The organism is Hyalangium ruber (genome assembly GCF_034259325.1).
Lineage (GTDB): Bacteria > Myxococcota > Myxococcia > Myxococcales > Myxococcaceae > Hyalangium_A > Hyalangium_A rubrum.
The window spans coordinates 41,489-64,066 of record NZ_JAXIVS010000029.1 but is presented as its reverse complement, the minus strand read 5'-3'; the positions used below and the strand labels follow the sequence as shown (position 1 = coordinate 64,066).

The 22,578-nt window shown below is 68.9% G+C and carries 16 protein-coding genes; 4 read left to right on the top strand and 12 right to left on the bottom strand.

Going from position 1 to position 22,578, the window contains the following annotated elements:
- Window positions 1-284 (bottom strand): hypothetical protein (locus SYV04_RS42840; protein WP_321551912.1); only part of this gene is annotated, 284 nt, incomplete at its 3' end.
- Between the two features lie 100 nt (window positions 285-384).
- Between SYV04_RS42840 and SYV04_RS42835 the strand changes: the two genes are divergently transcribed.
- Entirely contained in the window at window positions 385-1,224 is an 840-nt protein-coding gene (locus SYV04_RS42835) for a LysR family transcriptional regulator (protein ID WP_321551911.1), read from the top strand.
- A 576-nt stretch (window positions 1,225-1,800) separates the two neighbouring features.
- On the opposite strand, the gene SYV04_RS42830 is transcribed toward SYV04_RS42835, so the two are convergent.
- Window positions 1,801-2,706 carry a LysR family transcriptional regulator gene (locus SYV04_RS42830; RefSeq protein WP_321551910.1) on the bottom strand — a complete coding sequence of 302 codons (906 nt, stop codon included), beginning with the start codon at window positions 2,704-2,706 and terminating at the stop codon, window positions 1,801-1,803.
- A gap of 108 nt (window positions 2,707-2,814) precedes the next feature.
- Here SYV04_RS42830 and SYV04_RS42825 point away from each other — a divergent pair, with 108 nt between their 5' ends.
- The gene (locus SYV04_RS42825) at window positions 2,815-3,693 is read left to right on the top strand and encodes an SDR family NAD(P)-dependent oxidoreductase (RefSeq protein WP_321551909.1); all 879 of its coding nucleotides are present in this window, start codon (window positions 2,815-2,817) and stop codon (window positions 3,691-3,693) included.
- Between the two features lie 512 nt (window positions 3,694-4,205).
- Here SYV04_RS42825 and SYV04_RS42820 read toward each other — a convergent pair.
- On the bottom strand, window positions 4,206-5,285 hold the full coding sequence (locus tag SYV04_RS42820; protein WP_321551908.1) for a hypothetical protein: 1,080 nt from the start codon (window positions 5,283-5,285) through the stop codon (window positions 4,206-4,208).
- 970 nt (window positions 5,286-6,255) lie between these two features.
- Between SYV04_RS42820 and SYV04_RS42815 the strand changes: the two genes are divergently transcribed.
- Window positions 6,256-7,881 carry an amidohydrolase family protein gene (locus SYV04_RS42815; RefSeq protein ID WP_321551907.1) on the top strand — a complete coding sequence of 542 codons (1,626 nt, stop codon included), beginning with the start codon at window positions 6,256-6,258 and terminating at the stop codon, window positions 7,879-7,881.
- A 326-nt stretch (window positions 7,882-8,207) separates the two neighbouring features.
- On the opposite strand, the gene rsgA is transcribed toward SYV04_RS42815, so the two are convergent.
- The 8 genes from rsgA to SYV04_RS42775 all read right to left on the bottom strand — a co-directional run bounded on the left by rsgA (window position 8,208) and on the right by SYV04_RS42775 (window position 19,676).
- Window positions 8,208-9,293: a ribosome small subunit-dependent GTPase A gene (gene rsgA, locus SYV04_RS42810; protein ID WP_321551906.1), complete on the bottom strand. Its 1,086-nt coding sequence runs from the start codon at window positions 9,291-9,293 to the stop codon at window positions 8,208-8,210.
- A gap of 231 nt (window positions 9,294-9,524) precedes the next feature.
- Complete coding sequence (locus SYV04_RS42805) at window positions 9,525-12,272, bottom strand: beta-propeller fold lactonase family protein (RefSeq protein WP_321551905.1); 2,748 nt, start codon at window positions 12,270-12,272, stop codon at window positions 9,525-9,527.
- A 264-nt stretch (window positions 12,273-12,536) separates the two neighbouring features.
- Window positions 12,537-12,980 carry a response regulator gene (locus SYV04_RS42800; protein ID WP_321551904.1) on the bottom strand — a complete coding sequence of 148 codons (444 nt, stop codon included), beginning with the start codon at window positions 12,978-12,980 and terminating at the stop codon, window positions 12,537-12,539.
- A gap of 79 nt (window positions 12,981-13,059) precedes the next feature.
- Window positions 13,060-14,433 (bottom strand): sigma-54-dependent transcriptional regulator, encoded by a 1,374-nt coding sequence (locus tag SYV04_RS42795; protein ID WP_321551903.1) that lies wholly within the window; start codon window positions 14,431-14,433, stop codon window positions 13,060-13,062.
- Entirely contained in the window at window positions 14,402-15,886 is a 1,485-nt protein-coding gene (locus SYV04_RS42790) for a sensor histidine kinase (protein WP_321551902.1), read from the bottom strand. Before SYV04_RS42790 ends, SYV04_RS42795 begins: the two co-directional genes overlap by 32 nt.
- Window positions 15,887-16,028: 142 nt before the next feature.
- Window positions 16,029-16,550, bottom strand: coding sequence for a DUF3592 domain-containing protein (locus tag SYV04_RS42785; RefSeq protein ID WP_321551901.1), 522 nt, complete (start codon window positions 16,548-16,550; stop codon window positions 16,029-16,031).
- Between the two features lie 342 nt (window positions 16,551-16,892).
- Window positions 16,893-18,131, bottom strand: coding sequence for an MFS transporter (locus tag SYV04_RS42780; protein WP_321551900.1), 1,239 nt, complete (start codon window positions 18,129-18,131; stop codon window positions 16,893-16,895).
- 75 nt (window positions 18,132-18,206) lie between these two features.
- The gene (locus SYV04_RS42775; protein ID WP_321551899.1) at window positions 18,207-19,676 is read right to left on the bottom strand and encodes a CapA family protein; all 1,470 of its coding nucleotides are present in this window, start codon (window positions 19,674-19,676) and stop codon (window positions 18,207-18,209) included.
- A gap of 185 nt (window positions 19,677-19,861) precedes the next feature.
- On the opposite strand from SYV04_RS42775, the gene SYV04_RS42770 reads away from it, so the two are divergent.
- Window positions 19,862-21,016, top strand: a complete 1,155-nt coding sequence (locus SYV04_RS42770) for a hypothetical protein (RefSeq protein WP_321551898.1) — start codon at window positions 19,862-19,864, stop codon at window positions 21,014-21,016.
- 84 nt (window positions 21,017-21,100) lie between these two features.
- On the opposite strand, the gene SYV04_RS42765 is transcribed toward SYV04_RS42770, so the two are convergent.
- Entirely contained in the window at window positions 21,101-22,570 is a 1,470-nt protein-coding gene (locus SYV04_RS42765; RefSeq protein WP_321551897.1) for a serine/threonine protein kinase, read from the bottom strand.
- Window positions 22,571-22,578 lie beyond the last annotated feature (8 nt).

Below are 22,578 nucleotides of genomic sequence, written 5' to 3'. Positions count from 1 at the left end.
CCGCTGCGCCTCCTGACGGAACTGCTCCAATTCCTTCTCCAACTCCACGGACCACCTCCTGGTGTGTGGCCGCAGGTGGTCTCACAAGAAGGAGAACCCGTCACGACGGGGCACGGCGAGGTCTTACTGCGGATCTGCTGGAGCTTGACGGTCTGTTCGCTGGCGGTTGCCGCATTGTTTTGACTGACGCTAGCGCCGGGAGTGCTGCAAGCGGCCAGCAGGATGGCGCTGGTGGCGATAGCGGTGTTGCGCAACAGGTTCGAGATTTTCATGGTGTCCTTCATCAACCGGTCCTCAGGCCGTGGGCAGGTAATAAAGACCGCTCGAATGGATGGGAACCGCTAGAAATGGAAGCCAGTCATCCGTTTTGGGATGGAGGTTTGGATGGATTGGGAGCTGTTACGCACGTTCGAGGCGGTGGCTCGCCTCAGGAGCCTGACGGCCGCATCGAAGGCACTGGGCGTGAGCCAGTCGACCATCAGCAGACACCTGACCCGGCTGGAAGCGTGCGCCGATTCTCCGTTGCTGCTGCGCGAGGCCCCGCAGCGACTGACGGAGCGTGGGGCTTCGTTGCTGGCGGCGGTGCGGCCCATGGTGGATGCCGCGTTGGCGGCACGGTCCGCACTGGAAGACACGTCGGAGCTCAGCGGTGAGGTCACACTGACCACCGTTGGCGAGATGGTGCGTTGGGAACTGGCCCCCCGCCTGCCGGAGTTCTACCGGGCCTATCCCCACCTGCGCCTGCGCATCCTGGCGGAAAACCGGGTCAGCAGCCTCGCCGCCGGCGACGCCGACGTGGCGCTCCGGATGTTCCGCCCCGAGCGTGGCGAGCTCGTCGCACGGAAGGTGTTCTCGGTGTCCTACGCGTTCTTCGCGGCCTCTTCGCTCGAGCTCCACCCCGGGGTTCCGTGGATGGGCCTGACAGGCTCACTGGCGGGCATCGCCGAGCAGCGCTACGCCGAACGCGCCTTCGCCACCCGCCCCGCTCGACTGCTCGTCGAGGATGTCGAGTCTCTCGGGCTCGCGGTCAAAGCCGGCCTGGGCGTGGCCCTCCTGCCCCGAGGTCTCGCCGAGCGGCTCGATGATGTCGTGGAGGTGGCTCCGCAGCGGATCGGCGTGAGGGGCGGCGAGCGCATCCCCTCGCGAGACCTCTGGATGGTGGTCCATCGCGCGAAGCAACACGTGCCCAGGGTGCGAGCATTGATGCGCTGGCTCAAGGGGTGACGCCACTTGGAGGCGCCTATGCGCTCCGGATTTGGTCCAGCGTGGGTCCGCCAAGAACCGATTTGGTCCCAATCAGAGGGAGAGCGCTTGAGTGCAGCGGGTTGCTAGGTGCGGAGGCAGGCTTAAGGGTGTTGGCGTACGTGAAGGGAGCACGAGGGGTGCTCGCGATTTGAAGCACCTGGGCCTGGCCACTGCAGGTGCGCGGCTAGCCCCGGCGCGAGAGCCACCCCAGGCCGCGGGGTGTTGAGGCGCTCAAGACACCCCACAGGCCCAGCCCAGGCTCTTGCCGCGCCCTGATGGGAGGGCGGCCTGGGCGGAAACCAGCATCGCGTCCAGCCCATCCAGCAACACATGAAGGTGGGACAGCAGCTCGTGTCCGGGGTCGCCTACCGCACAGATCACTGCCAGCACCTGGGATTCCAGCTCGGGTGGCTGCTTGGTGCACGCGCACCGGGTCCGCCCGGCGCAGCGCTTGAGGTGGTGAGAGGGAGGCATGCTCGCGTCGCGTGACGTGAAAGGCACGAGCCATGGCCAGGCTGTTCATCATGATTTTCCTCGTCGCCAGCCTGGCCGCGTCTACTCAGGCCCGCCTCTCCGCCGCGCGCGCAGGAAGTCGACCAACGCGCGGAGCTTGGGCGCGAGCTGCGTCCGGCTCGGGTAGTAGAGGAACAGGCCGGGAAAGGTCGGGCAGTAGCTGGCGAGGACACGGATGAGGCGCTTGCTGGCCAGCGCCTCCGCGACCGAGTTCTCCATCAGGAGGGCGAGGCCGACGCCGTCGAGCGCCGCGCGGAGCATCAGCGCGTTGTCGTTGGTGCTCAGCCGTCCGTCGACGGCGAGGGTGATGTCGCGCCCCTTGTCTGAGAACTCCCACCGGGCGAGCGCGCCGCTCGTGGTGTTCCGGTAGTTGATGCAGTCGTGCGCGTGCAGCTCCCTCGGGTGCCTCGGCTTCCCACGCGCCGCGAAGTACGCGGGCGAGCCGACCACCGCCATCCGCATGTCTTCGGTGACGCGCACCGCCACCACGTCCTTGTCGAGCATCTCGCCCAAGCGGATCCCCGCGTCGAAGCCTTGCTCGACGATGCTGGTGAGGCGGTCGTCGACCGTGACGTCGAGCCGAATCTCCGGGTACGCGGCGAGGAACTCCGCCAGGATCGGCTCGAGCACCGGCGTGCTCGCCAGCCGCGGGATGCTGAGCCGCAACGTGCCCGCCGGCCGCCCGCGGACCGCGTCGAGAGACTCGAACGCCGCGTGGACACCCTCCATCGCGGGCCGGAGCTGCGCAAGGAAGCGCTCGCCGGCTTCGGTCAGGCCCACGCTTCTCGTCGTGCGCTGGAGCAGGCGCACGCCGACACGCTCCTCCAGTGCCCTGACGCTCTGGCTGATCGCCGAAGGGGTCACGTGTAACTGCGCCGCGGCAGCCGTGAAGCTGCGCTTGTTCGCTACCGCCACCAGCGCGGTCAGGCCCGAGAGCTCATCCAGCATGCGCCGGACTTTTTAGCAGCGCTTAAAAGCTCATCGCAATTCCACCGCTACCTCGGCAGACCCGAGCCCCCTAGTTTCTCCTGGAACTCACCCCCGAAGGAGTCCGCCATGAGCACCCACAGCATTCCTGCTTCGTCCAAGGTCTGGTTCGTCACCGGCTCGTCCTCGGGCTTCGGCCGTGCCGTCGTCGAGGAGGCGCTGCGCCGCGGCGACCAAGTCGTCGCCACCGCGCGCCGACCCGAGGCGCTCGCCGAGCTCGCCGCGACGTCCCCCGATCGCCTGCACCTCGCCGAACTCGACGTGACGCGCCCCGAGCAGGTGCGCGCCGCTGTCGCGAGCGCCATCTCCCGCTTCGGTCGTATCGACGTCCTGGTCAACAACGCCGGCTTCAGCATTCTCGGCGCGGTGGAGGAGACGGGTGACGACGCGCTGCGCGCGACGATGGACCTGATGTTCTTCGCCGCGGTCGCGACCACCCGGGAGGTCCTCCCACACATGCGCGCGCGCTCGAGCGGAACGATCGTCCAGATCACCAGCGTCGCGGGACTCACGACCGCACCGGGCTTCGGCGCCTACTGCGCGGCGAAGCACGCGCTCGAGGGGCTCTCCGAGTGTCTCGCGCTGGAGGTGAAACCGCTGGGGATCCGCGTGCTGGTGGTCGAGCCTGGAACGTTCCGCACCGCCCTGTTCGGCACGGCGTTCAGGCGCATGCCCGCCATGGACGCATATGGCACGACGGTCGGGCAGCTGCGGAGCTGGGTGACGCAGATGAACGGTGAGCAGGCCGGCGATCCGGCGAAGGCCGCCCGCGCCATCGTCGAGGTCGTCGCGCAGCCGGACAATGAGCTCCCGCTCCGGCTGCCTCTCGGAGGCGACGCAGTCGACCTGATCCGCGCCAAGCTGGCGTTCATCGCCGCCGACGTCGACCGGACAGAGGCGATCGCCCGCGCGACCGCATTCGACGCGAAGCCCTTGGACCACCCGTGACTCGCCGAGAGCGTGCGCGCCTGCCTACCCTCCACCGGGGATGGAATTGCCCCTCCGCCGTGGCAAGGTTCAGAGCGCCAGTCCGCATCTGCTGATAGAAATCCCCGAGCGAGAGCGTCGACTCGAGCGTCTCCCCTCCGGTAGCACCCGCGTGTCCGCTCTTTCGAGCAAGGTGCAGGCAGGTCGCGCCGCACTGAACCGCCACCAGCCGGCGCCTGTAGGTAAAACGAGCGGGCAGGCTGAAGACCGGCTCACCCTCGTAAAGGGGGCATTCTTCCCGGCGGTCTCCCAGTCGAGCAGCAGCAGCTTCTCACCGTCGTAGACGAGGTTCGTCGGGTTGACGTCGTTATGGCTCAGGACCAGGCTTCAAGGCTCACAGTCGACTCCGCTGAATGGGGGTGGTCCGCCACACGAGGGGGTCTCTCATCCATAGCGAGCCCACTGTGGACTGGCAATGTCGCCCCACCGCTCCAGCCTGGGAAGCTCACAGGCTCGCGTCTGCTCCTGGGCGGTCATGGGTGTTTCTTGCGAAGGTCCTCGAGCTTCCTGATCGATGGCGTGGCCCTCGGGATAACGATGGAGGAGAGGTGGGCGTCCACAAGCCCCCAGGAAAGCTTGCGCATCCAACTCGGGAGGTCGGATATCCCCCGTCCACTTCCCGGCTCGAGCTCTTCGATCGTCACGCCTCGTTCCCAGAGCATGCGCACGGTGGAGACGGGGCACGGGAAGGCCTCGATGTCCTCCTCGAGGACCGTGTAGCCCTCGGCGTACGCGTCCTGCGCGAGCGGCTTCATGTACCTCGCGAAGGAGGCGGCTTCGCCCAAGGCAGCGCAGCGAGTCACGACCGGCTCGCCACAGCGCCGGGCCTTCCGGGCCACCTCCACCGGCGCGGCGATGCTCGAGAACGCGATGCTGCTGATCAGGAGTGCCTCCATTCGCTTCACCTGCTCAGGGCTCATGGGCTTCCACTCGGGTGGGGGCTCCTTCGTCGCCGCAAAGGCCTCGTGCTCCAGCCGGAGCAGGCTGCCCGCATCCAGGGCACCGCGCACCGTGTCCGTGCGGAACATGAGCCACGCCAGGTGGCGCACGTCCCGGGCCGCCTGGAGCGGCTGCCCCGTCCTCAAGCCATGAAGGAGCCGAAACTGAGACCAGCGCCGCAAGGAGCCGAAGTCCGGCATCGGTGTCACGATCCAGTCGAGGGGCTCTCTCGGCGGGAGGGGCGTGTTCTTCAAGACGTCCCAGTGGTCGTACGCGTGGAGTTGCTCCATCCAGCGGAAGTCCAGCGAGGAGACCTCGACCGACGAGGTGAGCCAGTCCTGGAAGGCCACACGGGGCTGCGGCAGGTGGGCGGGGATGACGAGAGGGGAGTCTTTCGGCATCTCCCGCTGGCCTTGCTCCCACCCCACCCACGCGTTCAGGAGCGGGCCCGCATCCCCCCAGGTTCGTAGCTCGTGGAACCACGGATCCGCGGCGAGCAGGCCTTGCTGCTCGCAGAAGAACTCCACGTTGTCGGTGAGCTCCCGTCGCATCGTGGTGACCGAGGGCTCGTTCTCCCGGCGAAACAGTGCCTCGAGCAGGAGCGACGCGGTCAACAGCCCCCCCAACGCGAGGCCTCCCATCAACAGCCAGAGCTTCATAGGCGGCGCACGGCTGCGGGTGTGCGGAGGCTTCGCGTTCATCTCAGTGCGGCATGATACCATCCGGCCTCGCCCGTCCTCCTGGCGGTCCCAGCTGTTCGGCCATGGGGCGCGCACATCGCCCCAATACGAGGCACGGAGGCGACGGCGCTCCCAGGCACGGGCGAGCGCAATACCGTGTACGCGATGATGAACGCGAGGTACCCCCACGCGCCCATCTCGAGGAGCGAGCGCGCCAAGGCACTCGGGTCGCCGACACGCTCGAAGACCCCGAAGTGCCAGGCGCCCATGAGCATGGCGAGCACCAGCCCGACGCCGCCGAGCTTCACGCGGCGCCGTGAGCGAGTCATCGTCACGCGCCCACCCGGTTGATGTCGGTCGACTCGAGGATGAATCGGTCCGCGCGCCCCTGGACGACGCGCAGCATGGCGCGGCCGAGATTCTCGGAGGTGGTGAGGAGAAACGGCATGAAGCGAACCCGGGCCGCCAGCGCCGCCGGCGGAGCAGTAGCAGAACGACAGGTTCGGGTTGAGCCGCAGCAGCGCGCGCGCCCAGACCAGCGTGAGCTCCTCCGTCACCCGGGCGCAGGCCGCTTCGTCGAGTCCCGCGGAGCTGATGCCGATGGCCCAGATATAGGCGTCGTAGCCCGCGAGTTGCTCTTCGACGGACGCACCGCCTCGACTTCGGAAGCGTTGAGCGCCTCTCGAAGCGCCCCCGCGCCGACCATGCCGCTCGCGTGGGCCGACGCCGCTGGCGGGAACCCGCGAGCGGAACCCTCAGGAGAGGCCGGCTCGCGTTTGCCTCCGGGGATAGAGCCCACGGCAAAACCCTTTTGTACGCTGATCGGACGCACGCCGGGTGGTAGAGGCGTCGATGCGAGGACAAGGTGACTGATGACGCCGCTGCTGTGGCCCGAGGCAATCTCATGAGACGGTGGCTGTTCTGGCTCGTGTGTCTCCTAGGCACGGCCTGTGCCCACTCCGAACCCTCGCCTCCACCGGGGCCCGGTCGGATCCGGCCCCTCTTACAGGTGCTGTTCGACGACAGGTTCCAGCGCTCACCTCGCGAGCTCTCGCCGCCCACGCAGCGGTTCCCGGACTACCAGGCGGAGCTCCAGAGGCCGATCGAGTGGCCCCGTCCTCAGAAGAGGCCGGCGCTGGCCATCACCCATGTGACGGTCATCGATGTGACCGGGGGTCCTCCACGTCCGGACATGACGGTGCTCGTGGAGGGGAATCAGATCACGGACATCACCCCGAGCCAGGGGGCCCCCTCCCTCGCTGGCGTCATGGTCGTGGATGGACGGGGGAAGTTCCTCATCCCCGGGCTCTGGGACATGCACGTGCATACTACGTACTCCTTCTTCTGGCAGCCGGGCGAGAAGGAGCTACCGAGCGTGGAGGACACGTTGGCCCTCTTCGTCGCCAGCGGTGTCACAGGCGTGCGTGACATGGGCGGCTGGGGCACCTACACGGTCGATCTCAAGCGCCGCGCGAATGCAGGGCTCATCCTCAGCCCGACCATGGTGGTGGGCGCCATGGTGGATGGTCCCAACGGGGTGGCCGGGAAGCACATCCGGCTGGTCAGCGGCCCGAAGCAGGCGCGTCGGATGGTTCGCAAGATCAAGGAGGAAGGCTTCGACTTCGTGAAGGTGTACTCGTTTGTCCCGCGCAACATCTACCGCGCCATTGTCGATGAGTGCCGGCGTAATGACATACCCTGGGTAGGCCATGTCCCCTTGGATATGCCGTTCGCGGAGGTGGCCAAGGAGGGCCAGCGCAGCATCGAGCACATGGGGGACGTGTTCACGCTCGCGATCGCGTGCTCCCGCCGAGAGGGGGCTGTGCGCACGCTCCTGAGTTCCCCGCTCAAAGACGGCGAGACGGTGTATGATGCCCTGATCGAGATCGCTGATCTGGCGATGGAGACTTATGACGAGAAGAGGTGCGCGGCGCTCTACGAGCAACTGGCGCGGTCGCACACCAGGCTGGTCCCCACGCTCAGCGCCTTCGCGATACCCACCACCCAGGAGCGCCAGATCGCCGAGCGCCGCTTCCTGCCCTACTACATCGAGCGCTACTGGAGTTGGGGGCGCTTCGACTCGACCACGCTTCCCAAACCGTACATGGAGATGCTCAAGCGCAACTGGCAGTACTACACCGCGCGGCTGAAGGAGATGGTGAATGCGGGCGTGCCCGTCATGACGGGGACGGACACACCGCTGTACCCGCTCTACCCGGGGCTGAGCCTCCACTACGAGTTGGAGCATCTGGTCGCCGTGGGGCTCACCCCCCTGCAGGCGCTCCAGGCGGCCACGATGGAGCCAGCGCGCTTCCTGGGGAAAGAGGGGATTCAAGGCACCCTCGAGAAGAACAAGGTGGCGGACATGGTGCTCCTGCGGGGCAACCCGCTGGAGGACATCCGGAACACACTGGAGATCGAGGCGGTGGTGCTCCAAGGCCACCTGTTCACGCGTATCCAGCTCGATCAGATCCATGAGGGCGTAGCCCGCCGCGCGGAGGCGGAGCTGAAGAACGCGAGACGGAGGTAAGGGACGGGGCTCAGTCCCTGGGGTAACTCATCATCGGCAAGCTCCGGTTGGCGCGGTGACTCAAAAGAGGGGACCTCGCCGGATCCACCACGACGCCCCGCGCCGCCGAGGCCGGGTTCCTGGAAGACATCGACGCGGGCTGTGTCCTCGAGTTGGAGCACGAGGACTGCGAGAATGGTCGGCTCACGTTCCGGTTCAACGACAGCTGAGCCTTGGGAGCCGAGAAGGCGCTCAACGCCCAGACGGCGAAGACGCGGCAGTGTCAATGCAGGTGCTGAGAGAAGCTGCTCCGCCGCCCGCGGAGCAGCCTCGGCGCTCAGCCGCCGTCAGTTGCCTCGGCGCTTGGCACGCGAATACTCCCAGCCCGCCAGGGTCTGAGTGCGCTCGTGGCGCCGCTGCTCGCGCTGGGCCAGGGGGCTCGCCTGGCGCGCGTGGTAGGCCTGCTCTCGCCGCAGCTTGTCGAAGCTCTCCAGCCGCTCCGGCGTCAGCGCTCCGGCCTCCACCGCCCCTCTCACCGCGCACCCCGGCTCACGCTGGTGTCCGCAGTCCCGGAAGCGGCAGCCCTCCGCCAGCTCCACCACGTCCGAGAAGGCATGCTCCAGGCCCTCCTCGTCTCCCCACAACCCCAGCTCGCGCATCCCCGGCCCATCGATGAGCAGCCCTCCATGCGGCAGCACGAAGAGCTCGCGGTGCGTCGTCGTGTGGCGGCCCTTGTCATCCTCCGGCCGTACCTCCTGCGTGGCCAGTCGCTCCGCGCCCAGCAGTTGGTTGACCAGCGTTGACTTGCCCACCCCTGAGGAGCCCAGCAGCACGCCCGTTTTTCCCGCCGGGAGCTCTGCCTTCAGCGCCTCGAGGCCCTCGCCCGTCCGCGCGCTCAGCGCCAGCACCGGTACACCCGGCGCCAGCGCCTCGACTTCTTCCACGCGCTCGGACACCTCGGGCTGGAGGTCCGCCTTGCTCAGCACCACCACCGGTGCCGCGCCGCTGTTCCATGCCACCGTGAGCGCCCGTTCGATGCGGCGGGGGTTGAAGTTGCCATCCAGCCCCGCCACCAGGAACACCACATCCAGGTTGGCGGCGATGACCTGGCCCTCGCGCTCGCTGCCCGCCTCGCGTCGCATCAGCACGCTCTGGCGGGGGAGGACTTCGTGGAGCAGGGCCTCGCCCTCTCCCGAGGGCACCATCAGCGCCACCCAGTCACCGATGGTGGGCAGCGCCTCGGCGCTCAGCGCGTGGTGGAGCAGCCGTCCCGTGGGGCGCGCGAGGCACACCCGCTCGGACGTCTGGACGGTCAGCAGCCCGCGCTCCTGGCGCACCACGCGCCCAGGAACGAGGGGAAGAGAAGACTGCGAGAGGAGAACGGAAAACGCGTGGGCGTGGGATGGACCCCAGCCAAGGGACTCGAGGAACACTGGGAAGACTCCAGACACAGCTGTGCCTTGCGGCGCACGGATTGCTCAGGGCGCCCAGCCGACGACGACACCGCTCTGTCAGGGACCTTCCGGACCTACCAGGCGGCGCGCGCCCTCTGGGCGAACACGACTTCCACCGCGGCAAGATCACTGGGGGCGTGCATGGAAGCCTCCGGGAGTTCGCTCGGGCGGCGTCCATCGCCGCCCCACACTTTCCTTATAACACACCGTCTAGCTCGCATCCTCCGCGCAGGCGAGGGGACTCTGCTCATCCCGGTCGAATGTGCCATCCAGGTCCTGGTCCACGCCAATGCGCCACTCGGTCCCTTTGGGAACCACCGTCCACGTCAGCTCGCTGCCCTGACCCCCCAACGTCCGCAGCAGCGCCGCGCTCACCGTCTCGTTGGCCCGGTCGGACTGGAACTGTCCGTTGCCCAGATAGGTGTAGCCCCGCGCGTGGCCCCCCTGCCGGCCCTTCACCACCAGCCCCACCTTGCCGCTGTTGGCCAGCGCGAGGAAGGTGTTCAGCAGCGCGCTCTGCCCCGGGGAGGGCCAGGCCGAGGCCAACGTCACCTGCCGGCCCACCGCCGCGTGCGTGTCCCGGCTGTCCGGGCCCGGGGCCTCGAGCAGGTTGCTCACCGAGCCGGCCGGCAGTTCCGAGCCGGAGAACGCCAGCAGGAACGCCACCAGGTCGGCCACCTCCTGGTCGCTCATTGGGAAGAAGTTGGGGGTGCTCGCGATGAAGCGCGCGATGGAGTCCATGGCGCCGTGGTGGGTGAAGCCAAAGCCCGCCAGGCTCTCCATCTGCGTCAGCTCCATGCCCACCTTCTCATAGAGGTTGCGCAGCTGGGGCACCTTGAGCACCACGTTGGTGTTGGAGTCCGAGGACACCAGGCCCATGTGGTTCTCTCCGTTGGGCCCCGCAGGGAGCGGGACGAATTGCGTACCGCTCCAGGTCATGTTCGTGGCCAGGCCGGTGGGCAGCGAGTGGCAGGTGGAGCAGGCGATCGCGTTGCCCGCCATCAGGCGCGGAGGCCGGAAGATGGCCAGCCCGTTGACGGCGTTGCCGTTGGGCAGCGGCTGCCCGGCCGGCGCGAAGCGGCCCGTGGTGAAGTGTCCCGGCAGCGGCAGGTTCGTGGGCAGCGAGTTGTCCAGGTTGCGGAACGGGTTGGGCGGGAAGGTGAGCGTGGCCAGGAAGTTCTCGAACTGCTGCATCTCCACCAGGGAGAGCTTCGCGTCATCGCCCTGGAGCTTCGTGAACGACGGGTTGAAGTCCTCCAGGCCCTTGCGGTCCCCGCGCCAGTGCAGCGCCTCCTTGCCGATGATGTCCTGCAGCGTCTGCGTCACCATCGGCCCCTTCATCGGGTGCGCCGGCTCGAAGCCCGCCACCAGCGGCGGGATGCCCATGCCCGTGTTCTGCCCGGTGTATGCGTGCATGTCTCCCGTCGGGTCTCCCAGGTCCCACGCCAGCCGGTCCATGCGCCCGTCCACGTGGCACGAGGCGCACGCGACGTGACCCAGTCCCGAGGTCTCATGCGTGCCGTACAGGTGCTTGCGGCCCACCTTGATGACCGTGGGCGTCGGATCGAAGAAGGGCACCCGCGCCTTCTCCTGGTAGTCATTCAAGCCCACCACCGAGACGCTGGCGGCGAAGCGGTTGAGCACGTAGAGCCGGCCGCGCGCCTCGTCCACCGCCAGGCCCGTGGGCCCCTCGCCGACCTCCACGCGCCCCACGCGCTGGCCCGTGTCGCTCACCACCACCACGTTGTTGGAGCCCATGCCCGCCACGAACCCGCGCGTGCCCGCCGCGTTCCAGGCGATGGCGCGCGGATCTCCGATGGACTTGTCCCGCTCGGACTGCACCACCGTGGGCGTGCCGTAGTTCAGGTGCGGGTTGAGGTCCCAGCGTCCCACGACGGAGGGCGCGGCCGGATGCACCGCCGCCAACCGCACCCGCAGGAAGCGGCCGTTGACGTTCGGCTCGAAGCGCACCTCGTTGGTGGCATCTGTGCCGACCACGGTGACGACGCCGCTGGGGTGAACCGCCAGCGCCATGTTCAGGTTCATCAACCCCCGGGCATAGGAGACAGACAGGGTGGCCGCGTCGATGATGGCCAAATCCCTATCAGGCAAATCCCAGCCCACCCGACGCCCCGAGGCTCCCGCGTTCGCGCCACTGACGAGCGCCGTCCAGTCATGAGCGTTGTCATCCATCCACCGGCCCTGGGCGTTCTTCTTCACGATGAGGGGCACAGGGGGAGGTGCTGTAAGACCCGGGCGGATGGGCGGGTAGAACCCCGAGCCCGCGTTGGGCGGCGGGTTGATGCCGCCGTAGGGGCCGCTGGGGTCGCTCACGGCGTTGGGCGGGAAGCGGTTCGTCAGCAGGTTGCCGCCGCCGAGCACCGTGCTGCCGTTGCCCGACTCGAAGATGGCCGCGTACACCTTCGCGCCGTCCGGGCTCACCGCCAGGGCCCGGGGGTCCTCTCCCAGCAGCTTCACCCGCTGGGCAGGGGCCAGGGGCCAGGCCGGGTTCACCACCAGCACCGTGTTGACCTGGGAGCAGGTGATGAAGGCCTTCCGGGGGGAACCGGCGAAGACGACGTCCGCGGGCTCATCGTCGGTGGGGATGGTGGCCACCACGTTGAGCGTGGCCAGGTTCACGATGCTCACGCTGTCGGAGATGTGGTTGACGACCCAGGCCTCCGTGTTGGAGCGAGCCCGCACCGACACCGGCTCGAGCCCCACGGGGATGGAGGCCACCAGCCTCGGCCCCTGGCTCAGGTTCGTCAGGTCGAACACCAGCAGCCGGTTGTCCGCCGTGTTCACGGCCAGCAGCCGCGTGCCATCCGGCGTCAGCTCCAGGGGGTGGACGTGGGGATTCTCCCAGTTCACGAACGAGCCCGTGGCTTGGACCACCGAGGGGAGGGCCAGCACCACCACGACGCTCCACAGGACCACGCCACGCTTGAAGAAACCCATCTGGTCCCCCTCCAGGACTGGGTGAGCGCTGCGCTCAGGAGCAATTCCCTGACCACACCCTCCAATTCAAGCTCAAGCCGCGAAACCTGTCGGGTTTGACACGTGTTTTCCGGGGACCGCGAAAACGTCCGTTCCCGGACGACGATCGCCTGCCCCCCGAGAGCGAGTCTTTCTTCACACGCGAGTCATCTCCGACTCCGCCCCGTCGGAGAGGCCTCTCGGCGCACGAGAAAGACAGACATCTCAATGCCTATCAAACAGTGCTCAGGACGTTGGCACGAGCGTGCGCGCGGCCGAGCACAGCTCATCCACGTCGAATGGCTTGTCCAGCACCCGCGCGGCGCCGAGCCGGTGCGCCTCGTCGTGCGTCTCCATGTCCCCGAAGGCGGTGATGAGGATGACGGGGGTGGTCCACTCCACGCGCCGCATGCGCGCCAGCACCTCCAGCCCCGTGCAGCCCGGCATCCGCACGTCGCTGATGATCAGATCCGGCAGCTGCTCGGGCGTGTCCTTCACGCAGCGGATCAGCGCGTTCACCAGCGCGCGCCCATCCTCCACCTCGACAACGCGATAGCCGGCCCGGCGCAAGGCCCGGCACACCAGGCGCCGCATCTCCGGATCATCCTCCGCCACGAGGACGCAGCGTTCCCGGGACTCTGCCCCCTGTCCCTTCGGACAGGGTCCGGCCTCCGTCTCTTCGGGGTTCATTCGCTCCTCCTGTCTGGGCAGCAGGCAAGCCATCGCGGCGGCCTGCCCGCATGCGAGGAGCACTTCCCATGCCACGGCCTCAGGGCTTCGGGCCGTCTTCCTCGGCGCGGCGCTCTAGCTTGCGGTAGAGCGTCTTGCGGTCCACCCCGAGGATGCGCGCGGCCAGGGTGCGGCTGCCGCCCACGGCCTCCAGCACCCGCTGGATGTAGCGGCGCTCCACCTCTTCGAGTGTGACGAGCTCGGACATGTCCGCCACCTCGGGCACCACCCGCGGGGCGCTGTAGTTGCGGATGCGCTCGGGCAGGTCCTCCACCGTGAGCTGCTCGAAGGAGGTGAGCGCCACGGCGCGCTCGATGCAGTTCTGCAGCTCGCGCACGTTGCCCGGCCAGCCATAGGTGAGCAGGCGCTGGGCCGCCGCCGGGCTCAGCCCCACCACGCGCTTGCCCGTGCGCGCGGCGAAGTGCTCGATGAAGCGCTGCGATAGAAGCAGCGCGTCATTTCCCCGCGCGCGCAGCGGCGGCAGCTCGATGTTGATGACGTTGAGCCGGTAGTACAAATCCTCCCGGAAGCGCCCCTCGGCCACCGCCAGCTCCAAGTCCCGGTTGGTGGCGGCGACGATGCGCGCGTCGAACTCCACCTCCTCGTTGCCTCCCACGGGCCGCACCTTGCGCTCCTGCAGCGCGCGCAGGAGCTTGGGCTGGAGCGCCAGCGGCAGCTCGCCCACCTCGTCCAGGAAGAGCGTGCCTCCAGTAGCCTCGACGAACAGGCCCGTGCGTGGGGTGCGCGCGTCCGTGAAAGCGCCCTTCACATGGCCAAACAGCTCACTCTCCAGGAGCTGCTCGGGCATGGCCGCGCAGTTGAGCGCCACGAAGGGCCCCGTGCGCCGCCGCCCCCGGGTGTGCAGCGCCCGCGCGGCCACCTCCTTGCCGGTGCCGCTCTCGCCCGTAATCAGCACCGTGGTGTCCACGTCCGCCACCCGGTCGATGAGCGCGTACGCCTGCCGCAGCGAGGGGCTCTCGCCCAGCAGCTCCCCCATGCCCGCCCGCTCGCCCAGCTCCTGGCGCAGCCGCCGGACTTCCTGACGCAGCGCGCGGTGCTGCACCGCCCGCTCCAGCACGAACACCAGCGCGTCCACGTCCACCGGCTTGGTGATGAAGTCGTAGGCCCCCACCCGCATGGCGGCCACCGCCGTCTCCAGACTGCCGAAGGCCGTCACCACCACCACGGGGATGTCCGGGCGGTTGAGGGCGATGCGCTCGCACAGCGCCAGCCCGTTCATCCCCGGCATCTGCAGGTCCGTGAGCACCACGTCGAAGTCCTCGGTGCCCAGCCGCTCCAGCGCCTCGTCCGAGGTGGCGTACCCATGCGGCTCGAAGCCGCGGCGCGTCAGCCCCTTCTCCAGCATCGCGCGCATCTCACGCTCATCCTCGACCATCAAGATGCGGCCCGGCATCGGCGCCTCCTCGCGGCAGGTAGATGGAGAAGCAGGTACCTCGCTCCGGCTCGCTGCGCGCGGAGATCCACCCCCCGTGGTCCCTCACGAGCCCGTAGGAGACGGCCAGCCCCAGCCCGGTGCCCTCGCCCACGTCCTTGGTGGTGAAGAAGGGCTCGAAGATGTGGGGCATGACTTCGGCGGGGATGCCCTTGCCCTCATCCTCCACGTCCACCCGGAGCCAGTCCGCCTCGGGCCCGCCCACGTCCGTCGGCGGCAGGGCCCGCTCCGGCCGGGCGCGCACCCTCAAGGTGCCGGGGTACTCGGCCGCCTGGATGCCATTCATCACCAGGTTGGTGAGCACCTGCTGGAGCTGGCCCGCGTCCACCTCCAGCACCAGGGACTCGGGCACCTCGGACACCAGCGTCACCCGCTTCTTGGCGGCCAGCGGGCGCAGCAGGCTCAGGGTGCGGGTGACCAGCTGCGACAGGTCCTCCGGCGCCCGCTGCGGGGTGCGGCGCCGCGCGAAGTCCAACAGCTGGCGGATGATGCGCGTCATGTGCTGCGCCTGCTGGGAGATGATGCGGGCGCTCTCGCCCACCTCCTCGCCCTCCGCCTCACCCGAGGAGATCATCTTCGCCCGGCCCAGCACCACGTTGAGCGGAGTGCCCAGCTCGTGGGCGACGCCCGAGGCCAGCTTGCCCACGGTGGTGAGCCGGTCCGCGTGGCGCAGGTGCTCGAGGGTGGACAGGCGCCCCGCCGTCTCCGCGGCGATGGTCTCCCGGGCGCGCAGCAGCAGCTCTCCCATGCGGTTCATCGCCGTGGCCAGCGTCTCCAGCTCGTCGTTCTGCCGCAGCTCCACCCGCGTCTCCAGGCGCCCCTCGCCCATGGCGTGGGCCAGCTCCACCAGCCGCTGCACCGGGTAGCCCACCAGCTTCCGCCCCATGGCCATGGCGACCACCAGGAAGGTGATGGCCAGCGCCAGGGTGCCGATGGCCGCGCTCTGCACCGTGTGCTGCACGTGCTGGCGCTCCCGGGCCAGGGACTCGGAGATTTCGATGGCGCCCAGCTGGCCCTTGATGAAGACAGGGGTGTAGGAGCGCAGCACTCCCGGCTTCGTCGCCTCATCCACCACCGAGCCGTCCTGGCCTTGGCGCAGCGTGTCGAGCAGCTCCGTGGAGATGGGCGTGGAGGGAGGGCTGCGCGGGGTGCCATCGAGCCACACCCAGCGCATGCGCACCTGCTCCTGGAAGCGGTTGGCCTGGTCCAGCCGGGTCAGCGCCTCGCCCTCGCCCAGCTGCATCCACGCCCGGCTCAGCGAGCCGGCGACCATGTGGCCCAGCAGGCGATGGTCATGCCGCATGTCGAGCGCCGAGTGCTCCAGCTCCCGGCGGACCTCCAAGGTCTCCAGCACGGTGATGATGAGGATGGCCAGCAGGGTGAGGGCGAAGGTGATTTTGCGCGCGAGCTTCACGGGGCCTTGGAGGATGGGCGGACGCGGTGGCCGGAGATACGGGAAAGCTGGGGACGGAGCGGCGGGGGACACACGCCCGGCTCCCGTGCCTGGCGTGGCCACGGGGAGCCGCGGGCTGCGCTCGGGCGCTCGACCCCCAACCCTAGGAGGCGCGCCGACCAGGACCGCCCGCCAGCGAGGCCCGGTGCTCCAGGCGCCGCATGCGCAGCTCGAAGCGCGCCGTCTCCACGAGGCTCAGCACCGCCAGCCCCACCAGCACCGCCCCGCCTCCGGTGACGCCATAGTCGGCGAGCGACACCCGCTGGCAGTCCAGGCACACCAGCGAGGCATCCCCCGGCGCGTAGTGCAGCTGCACCGGGGCCCCCTCCGGCAGCCGCCGCACGAAGGCGTTGGCCTCTTCCAGGGTTTCGCCCGCGGCGCCTCCTCCAAAGGAGATGTTCTCGGAGGTGTAGCTCGCCCCGTCCACGGTGTAGCGGTAGCGCACATGGGGCTGGAAGCTCACCGCGCGCTTGTTGCGCACCGTCTCCACGACGGAGGAGACCACGCTGCCCTCCACGACGGGCCAGCTCCGGCTGGCATGGGCCCGGTAGAGCGTCCTCCCGCCGCCGAAGGCGAGGGCGCCACCGAACACCAGCATGGCCAGCCCCAGCAGCACGCTTTTCATCCAGGAACCTCGGAGCTTCGCCTGCGACAGCTCGGGGGAGAGGGGGAGGAGGCACGGCGGGGAAACACCCCACCCGGGCCAAGGCGGATGCACACCCTGCGCCACCTCTCCCGCGCGCTGGGAGCAGCGCCTCGGGGGGTCTGCCTGGACGGGGCATTGTGCCCCACGGGGCAGATTGCCCCGCGCCTCCCGCCCACTTGGGAAGGAAGGACCCACACTTCCAGGCGGTGTGAAAGCTCACTCCCACCGTGGGCTCAATACCCGCGTACTTCCCTGATTGCCAAATAAATCAGGACAATCAGTTATTTCCTGAAAAGTTCAGGAGTACCTTCTCCCACGGCCTCACGCCTCGGTGGCGTCGAAGATGCGCGGGCGCAGCAGGCGCAGGCTGAGCACCAGCGCCAGGAAGAAGATGCTGGCCGACACGGTGATGAAGCGCACCCCCAGGCGGTCGGCCAGCGCGCCCTGCAGCCACACGCCCAGGGCATAACCGCCGCTGAGCAGCATGCTGTAGAGGCTGCTGATGCGCGCCTGCATCTCCCGAGGCGCGCGCGACTGGACGGTGGTGTGGACGCCGGTGAGGCAGAGCATGTAGCCGGCGCCGAGCAGGAAGATGCCCACGCCGGCCAGCGGCAGGGACGGCGCGAGCCAGTAGAGCGCGGTGATGGGGCCCAGGGCGAGCAGCACTCCCTCCAGCACGCGCTTGCGGCCGAAGGCATCCACCAGCACGCCCCCGCCCACCGCGGCCAGCACCGCGCCGGCGCCCTGGCAGGTGACGAGCATGGAGGTGGCCGAGGCGCCCTGTCCGAAGACGCGGATGGCGAACACCGGCACCAGGCCGATGAAGGGGGCAATCAATACCGCGACGACCAGGGTGCTGATCAGCATCAGGCTGATGCCCGCGTCCTGGTGCGCCGCCTTCATGCCTCGGCCGATGTCCTCCACCAGGCCCGGCACGGACAGCTTGCTGGAGCTGGGGGGCTGCGTGCGCACGCGGGACAGGGCGACCAGCACCGCCAGGAAGGACAGGGCGTTGATGAGCAGCGTCCAGGCGATGCCGCCCGAGGCCAGCATGGCGGCGGCCGCCAGCGGGCCCAGCACGCGCCCGAGGTTGAACTGGGCGGAGCTGAGGCTCAGGGCGCTGTGCAAATCCCGGGGCGGGACGAGCTCGGCCAGCAGCGCCGAGAAGGCGGGGCCGGTGAGCTGGCCGATGCAGCCATTGAGGAAGGCGACGATGGCCACCACCGGCACGCTGAGCTGGTGGGTGAAGGCGAGCACCGTGAGCAGGATGGCCAGCAGCAACTGGCCCACGGCGCCCAGCGCCAGATAGGTGCGCCGATCGAAGCGGTCCGCCAGCGCCCCACCCAGCGGAGAGAGGACGAGGCCGGGGAGATAGGAGAGCGCCGCCACGCCACCGGTCCACTCGGCCCGGCCCGTCACCTCGGTGACGTACACCCCGAGGGCAACGGCCTCCATCCAAGTGCCGATGTTGGACACCAGGGAGCCCGTCCACACCGGGAGATAACCGGGGTGTTCAAAGGCTCGAAGCGAAGAGAGACGCGGCAGACGGAGGGCGGGCACGGCGATATTCCTTGTAACGCAACCGCCAGACACGCGCTCGGTGGGCACCGGTCCCACTTTTTGGGCAGCAATGAATCAGGGTGCGGACTGCTGAGAGGAAAGCTTCGCCGCCTTGCCGCGTGGAGTGAGGGTGCCGTCGTCGGCCACCTGCGCTCCGCTCTGGGGGAAGTCCTCGGCCGACAGCCGACGCACCAGGGAGATGACACCTCCATTGGGGTCCGGCACGACGATGCCCTCGCCCTGCTGCTTCGTGGGGAGGATGCGGCCGGAGAGGAAGCGGCCGTCGGCGCCAAGCTCCACCTCGAGCACCATGCCCAGGCCCTGGGGACCCTGGAGGTTGAAGCGGCCGTAGGTGGCGAAGTTGCCCATGGAGTAGGCGATGAGGCGGCCCTTGTAGAACTCCATGGCGCGGGCGACGTGAGGGCCGTGGCCGAGGACGACATGGGCGCCGGCGTCCACCATGGCGCGGGTGAAGGTGCGCAGGTCTCCGCGGTCCTCGCCCATGAACTTCTCCTTGCCGTGGGGCACGTGCAGCGCCTTGCCGCCCTCGGCGCCGCCGTGGAAGGAGACGACGACGAGGTCATGCGAGGCGGCCACCGCGCTCACCAGCGCCTTGGCGGTGGGCAGGTTGTTGAGGTGGTTGCAGCCCGGTGAGGTGTGGAAGGCCACGGTGCCGATGCGCAGGCCGTTGCGCTCCACGGTGGCCACGCTGCCCGGTGGGCCGCTCCAGGCGATGCCCAGCTTGTCGAGGGTGGCTTCCGTCTGCCGGCGGCACTCCTCTCCGAAGTCTCCGGAGTGGTTGTTGGCCGTGGAGGCCACGTCCACACCGGCCTCCTTGAGCACCTCTCCATAGGAGGTGGGCGAGCGGAAGGCGTAGCACTGCTTGTTGGAGCGACACTTGGTCGTCTTGCCGCCGTCGCACAGCGGGCCCTCGAGGTTGACGAAGGTGAGGTCCGCGTCCTCCAGCAGCCCGCGCACGGCGGCGATGACGCTCTGGGCGCCGTCCGGGGGCAGGTAGCCCTCGGGCACGGTGGTGCCGAGCATCACGTCTCCGGTGGCGCGCAGGCGCACCTTGGCGTCCTTGGGCGGGGCAGGGCGCTGAGAGGGCTCGGGAGGCTTCGACAGCCGCTCCTGGAGGGCGGCCTGACCCTGGGCCTGGGCGAGAGCGCTCTCCAGGTCGGGTTGATCCGGCTTGAGCTTCTGCACTTCGGTCCACTGCGCGAGGGCCTCGGTCCAGCGGTTCTCCAGCGAGTACGCCCAACCCAGCTCCCAGCGACAGTCGACGCGCGAGGGCAGGGTCTGCACGCAGGCGGAGAGCGCGGTGATGGCGGCGGCGGAGTCCCGGGCCTTGATGGCCTCGATGCCCCGGGCGAAGTGGGCGTCCGCAGCGGCGGTGGTGGGGTCCTGGGAAGGGGAGAGGAGCGCGTTCACCACGGCGGCGTGGAGCTGCTGGGTCGCGACGGTGGCCTCATCCGAGAGGGAGTCCTCCGGGGCGGCGGGAGGCATGGTGGCGAGGGCCAGCAGCAGGAGGAGGTGCGAGGGCATGGCGCGCGCATATTACGGATACGGGGCCGGGCCCGAGAGAAACCCGCCGCCTTGGGTTCGGCGCTCGCCCATCGGGCAGGCAGGGAGCCCTCTTCCTCCCGTGGGCTCCGGGCCGGGCATCGGCCAACCGCCCGACGCCAGCCCAGAGGAGGGGGGGTATAGTGGGCCCCTGTATGTCGCAGCCCGTGACCTTGACCTCCGCTCCTCCGGCCGTGGCGGTGCCCTCGCTGGGTGCCGGCGCGCCCTGGCTCTTCTCTCAGCGCCAGGACGTCAACCTGCTGTTCATCCCGGCGGCGGTGGCCCTGTTCTGCCTGTGGATGTCGAGCTTCCTCGGCGCGGCGGACGGCGGGCTGTCTCGCGCCATCGGCCGGTGGGTGTCGCAGTACCTGCTCTTCAACGGCACCCACGTCATCCTCACCTTCCTGCTCATCCTCGTGCGCAGGGACCTGCTGCACACCACGCCGCACCAGAAGAGCCTGCTGCTCGGTGGCTCGGGCGCTGTGTTCGTCGTCACCCTGGCGATGGCCTGGTACACCAAGGAGCACATGCCGCTGGCGAACCTGCTCCTGGGCGCCACCATCTATGTCTTCGCCGCGCACCACACGCTCTCCCAGGTGAAGGGGCTGTGGGCGCTGCACAACCTGCGCGGCCGCACCGCCGGGGCACCGCCTCCCTCCGAGACCGAGCGCAACCTCCAGAAGTACTGGGTGCCCATGGCGCTCACGCTGATGCTGGTGCGCATCTTCTGGGTGCCGCTCACCTCCGAGCGGGGTGACTTCCCGCTGATGGATGTGGGGCAGGCCGAGCGCGGCAGCCTCCCGTTCTCCACTTGTTACGTGCTGTTGGCCGTGTGGCTCGTGTACGCGGGACGGCTCGCCAGCACGTTGATCGCCACGAAGCAGAGCGGGCCCAAGTGCTTCTATCTGCTGGGCTGGTGCAGCATCGTCTCCATCGCCCTGATCTGGCCGGGTTGGGGCGCGGTGCTCAGCGCGGGCACCCACGGCCTGGAGTACGCGTTCCTCACCGGGCGCATGCTCGAGCCCACCGCCAAGGAGCCCGAGGCACGGCTGGGCAAGGCCGCAGTCTGGCCGGCGATGGTGGCGGCGATGCTGCCGCTCATCCTCGTGGGCGTGGCCAACAGCCCCTTCGTCACCCTGGTGGACACGGCCACCCAGGGCGCTGCCACGGACTTCTTCCTGCGCCAGCAGCCGATGTGGTCCATGGGCGTGCTCGTGGGCAACTCCATCGTGCTGGCCCACTACTTCGCCGACGCCTTCCTCTATCGCTTCCGCATCCCCAAGGTGCGCGAGGTGACGCTGCCTCGGATTGGCTTGGGCTGAGCGGCGCGGCTCGGTGGTGCTCCCTCCAAACCTGTCCGGTTGTCTGACAGGTTTGCCCAGTGCCCTCTCCCTGCCCGACAACCGCTATGGATGATCCGAGGTGGCTGGCGGTGCGGCGGGAATGATGGGCAGGTAGCAGCCGCCCTTCCATTCGTAGGCATACTCCTGACAGTCCGGTGCCTGGGTCTCCAGCTTGGTCCAGCACCCTCCCCGAATCTCGACATCGCCTTTTGGGCACGGAGCCTTGCGCTGCCCCTTGAATGGCTTGGGAGGAATTTCCAGTCGGATACCCTTTGGGGACGGTGCAGGCGCGGATGCCACGACAAAGGTCCGTGCGTCGTCTCCCAGGCCCGCCGTGCCGCCATCCTCTGGTGAGGCTTCCCGAGGCTCTCCCCGCCAGTCCCCCACCAGCATCAGCACGCCCACTGCCAGCGCGGTGAGTCGGGTTCGCCATGGAGAACCCTCCGCGGGAGCTCTTACCCGGGTCAGCTCTTCTGCCTTCTCAGCGGCATCCCTTTGCTCCGACAAGCGCACCACTTGCCTGTCTCGCCGGCGCGGGCGCTGGTGAAGGCCCACGGCGATGGCAACATCCTCCGGGCTCCACGAGGCGGGCGAGAGCGCCTCCCAGGCGAAGAGGGGATGATCCGCTTCCGGGCCCGCTTGTTCCGCCACCTCTTCCAGCGTTCGCGCTAGCTCCGCCGAGGTGCCACGTGCCTCGGGCCGCGCAGAGAGTAGCTGGAGGATGAGCGCATTGAGTCGCAGTTCCACGCGGAAGTTGATCGCCGCCGGAGGCCTCGGTCCTTCACTGTCCACTCGCCACAAGCCCGCCGTGTCCTCTCCAGGCTCCGTCGAGGGAGGGTACTCGTCCGTCACCAGGCGGCAGGCGGTCACTCCCAATGCGAAGAGATCATCGGCGGGTGTGGCGGCGTAGCGCGCGCTGGAGTCATGGCCGAAGCGTTGGACGAACCGCCATGCCTCGGGACTGCGGTAGGCGGGCGTACCGGGAGGCAGTACCTGCTGCGTGAGCGATGAAGCCCCCGCGTAGTGGCCCGAGCCCAGGTCCGTCAGGAAGACGCGCCCATCCGCCGGCCGCACCAGGACGTTCCCTCCCTTGACGTCCCGATGCACCGCGTGGACCGCATGCACGGCTTCGAGCGCACGCGCCACCTGCGCCAGCACCCGAAGCACCTGACGCGAGCTTGGGTTGCGCTGGGCAGCCCAGTCGTAGAGCGGCCTTCCGTGAATCCACTGCATGGCCAGGTAGGGATGCACGGCGCCGGAAGGGTGCCTCCAACCTCCGTGCCCGTGGAAGCGCGGGACACTCGGATGGCGCAGGCTGGACAGCAGCTTCACCTCTCTCTCGAAGCGCGGGTCTTCGGGATGCAAAGCCAGCTTCAGCGCCACGCAGCCCGCTTCCTCGCGCCCCACTCGAACAGCACGATAGACGACGCCGTAGGTGCCTCGGCCGCCCCAGCCCTCCAGACGCCAGGGCCCCACCTGTGTCCCCATGGGCAGCGAGGCCGGGTCCAGCTCCGGCACGGCAGACCTCTCCATGGGCTTCA

Bases quoted from the DNA above. Each gene is read 5' to 3' on its own strand.
- SYV04_RS42830 (WP_321551910.1), bottom strand. From the start codon at position 2,706: ATGCTGGATGAGCTCTCGGGCCTGACCGCGCTGGTGGCGGTAGCGAAC.
- SYV04_RS42805 (WP_321551905.1), bottom strand. From the start codon at position 12,272: ATGGGTTTCTTCAAGCGTGGCGTGGTCCTGTGGAGCGTCGTGGTGGTG.
- SYV04_RS42795 (WP_321551903.1), bottom strand. From the start codon at position 14,433: ATGCCGGGCCGCATCTTGATGGTCGAGGATGAGCGTGAGATGCGCGCG.
- SYV04_RS42765 (WP_321551897.1), bottom strand. From the start codon at position 22,570: ATGGAGAGGTCTGCCGTGCCGGAGCTGGACCCGGCCTCGCTGCCCATG.
- SYV04_RS42775 (WP_321551899.1), bottom strand. From the start codon at position 19,676: ATGCCCTCGCACCTCCTCCTGCTGCTGGCCCTCGCCACCATGCCTCCC.
- SYV04_RS42835 (WP_321551911.1), top strand. From the start codon at position 385: ATGGATTGGGAGCTGTTACGCACGTTCGAGGCGGTGGCTCGCCTCAGG.
- SYV04_RS42800 (WP_321551904.1), bottom strand. From the start codon at position 12,980: ATGAACCCCGAAGAGACGGAGGCCGGACCCTGTCCGAAGGGACAGGGG.
- SYV04_RS42815 (WP_321551907.1), top strand. From the start codon at position 6,256: ATGAGACGGTGGCTGTTCTGGCTCGTGTGTCTCCTAGGCACGGCCTGT.
- SYV04_RS42825 (WP_321551909.1), top strand. From the start codon at position 2,815: ATGAGCACCCACAGCATTCCTGCTTCGTCCAAGGTCTGGTTCGTCACC.
- SYV04_RS42785 (WP_321551901.1), bottom strand. From the start codon at position 16,550: ATGAAAAGCGTGCTGCTGGGGCTGGCCATGCTGGTGTTCGGTGGCGCC.